This is a genomic window from Acetobacter sp. P5B1, assembly GCF_018811985.1.
GTDB classification, from domain to species: domain Bacteria; phylum Pseudomonadota; class Alphaproteobacteria; order Acetobacterales; family Acetobacteraceae; genus Acetobacter; species Acetobacter cerevisiae.
The window spans coordinates 1-1926 of sequence record NZ_JACRVS010000064.1; the positions used below are offsets into that span (position 1 = coordinate 1).

Below are 1926 nucleotides of genomic sequence, written 5' to 3' on the forward strand. Positions count from 1 at the left end.
GGCTGGTTGTCCGGACTGTCGGTATCAGTCGAGCCACCATGAGGATCGGGCTCGCCAATATCGTCTACAATATGCGCCGCCTCCTCTTCCTCGAAAGATTGAACGCGAGCGCATAGCCATCCAGCGAGAGACAACTCCCAATCCGCTCAAAACGCAGACTGGACGCCATCGCAAAAACCGTCAATCAAATCGCCAAAACCCAGAAATTACCGGCCAAGCACATCAATCAAGGGTTCTTCGATCCCTCCAAATTATTATCACAATCCTGTTGTATAAGCAATAAAAGTGATTATTGTTTTGCAATATGTAGAGATATTTCGGGGACTTATTTACTAATGTCTGATGTAGCTTCTATTCCAGCCCCGACAGAAGAGGTTTCGGTGACTTCTCCTGTTACCGATATAGAAACGAAATCTCCCTATCTTGCTATTTCTCCTGTTCCGGTCTTTGAGGGCGCTCAGGGCGTGCGCTTCGACTTCAATGACGGTGCGCGGGTCATGGTGCCTGAAATTGCCTCTGAGATTGGTCAGTGGCACGTCAGGTTGTCGGACTATGCTACGGGAAACATTCTGTTCGATGCTCGTCTCAAGGGCGGCATGGTGGCTTCGACCAAGAAGTTTTTCGTACCCTTTCTAATTGATGTCTGGCTGGAAAAGCCGGATGGAGCACGCGAAGACGTGCTGCACCATGAGTTATCCCTGGAAGGAAAGCCCGTTCTTGTTCAGCTTCCTGTTGGAACGCTTGGCGATACCATTGCCTGGTTGCCTGCGGTTCTGCGACTGGCGCAGGAAAGTGGTGCCAAAGTCACATGTTCTGTTGCAGACGTAATCTTGCCACTCGTCAAGGCGGCAAACTCGAACATCATGCTTGTTGGTCATGATGAAGCAAAGGCGAATAAGGATTTTACGGCTAGGTTCTACGCCAGCTACAATATTGGTCTGTTCTTTACGGACGCTGAATTCACACGTCAGCCGACGGACTTCCGGCATGTTGGCCTGCACCGGACGGCCGCCTATATTCTGGGGGTCAATCCCTGGGATGACAGTCCACCGCCCATCACGATTCAGGACGGCGACACGCCTCCCATAGAGGGGCCGTATGTTGTCATTGCCACGCAGGCCAGTACGCAGTGCAAATACTGGAACAATCCGGCAGGTTGGCAGGAGGTCATCGCGTTTCTGAAGGCTTCAGGATATCGCGTGATCTGTATTGATCAGAAGACGTTTCATGGGACGGGGTATGTGTACAATCATATTCCTCATGGAGCTGAGGATGAGACAGGGAACCGGCCTTTGTCGGAGCGAGCACGCTGGTTGAAGCATGCAAGTTTTTTTATTGGCCTTTCCAGCGGTCTGGCATGGCTGGCGCATGCGGCAGGGACGCCGGTTGTGATGATTTCCGGTTTTACGCATCCGAATAACGAGTTTGCTACCCCTTACCGCATCATCAATTGGCATACCTGCAATTCCTGCTGGAATGACTCGAAGCATCAGTTTGATCATCACGATTTTCTCTGGTGCCCACGGCATAAAGGGACTGAGAGGCAATTTGAATGTACCCGTTTGATTACCGGAGCTCAGGTTATTCACACACTCAAACGCCTAATCACAGATAAAAGACTCCCGATGCTTGAGGATATTATTATCCAAACGAAACAAGATTAAGGCTTCTAAAAAGCTGGAGGGATCGAAGAACCCTTGATTGATGTGCTTGGCCGGTAATTTCTGGGTTTTGGCGATTTGATTGACGGTTTTTGCGATGGCGTCCAGTCTGCGTTTTGAGCGGATTGGGAGTTGTCTCTCGCTGGATGGCTATGCGCTCGCGTTCAATCTTTCGAGGAAGAGGAGGCGGCGCATATTGTAGACGATATTGGCGAGCCCGATCCTCATGGTGGCTCGACTGATACCGACAGTCCGGACAACCAGC

The 1926-nt window shown here is 50.8% G+C and carries 1 protein-coding gene and 2 pseudogenes; 2 read left to right on the top strand and 1 reads right to left on the bottom strand.

The genetic code is table 11. The features are described from left to right. Together KP703_RS15275 and KP703_RS15280 are read left to right on the top strand one after the other, a co-directional pair. Window positions 1-116: pseudogene (locus KP703_RS15275) on the top strand (IS5/IS1182 family transposase); the annotation flags it as partial. Between the two features lie 219 nt (window positions 117-335). Next, on the top strand, window positions 336-1664 hold the full coding sequence (locus KP703_RS15280; protein ID WP_211510841.1) for an autotransporter strand-loop-strand O-heptosyltransferase: 1329 nt from the start codon (window positions 336-338) through the stop codon (window positions 1662-1664). Window positions 1665-1811: 147 nt separating this feature from the next. On the opposite strand, the pseudogene KP703_RS15285 reads toward KP703_RS15280, so the two are convergent. Continuing rightward, window positions 1812-1926, bottom strand: a pseudogene (locus KP703_RS15285) (IS5/IS1182 family transposase); the annotation flags it as partial.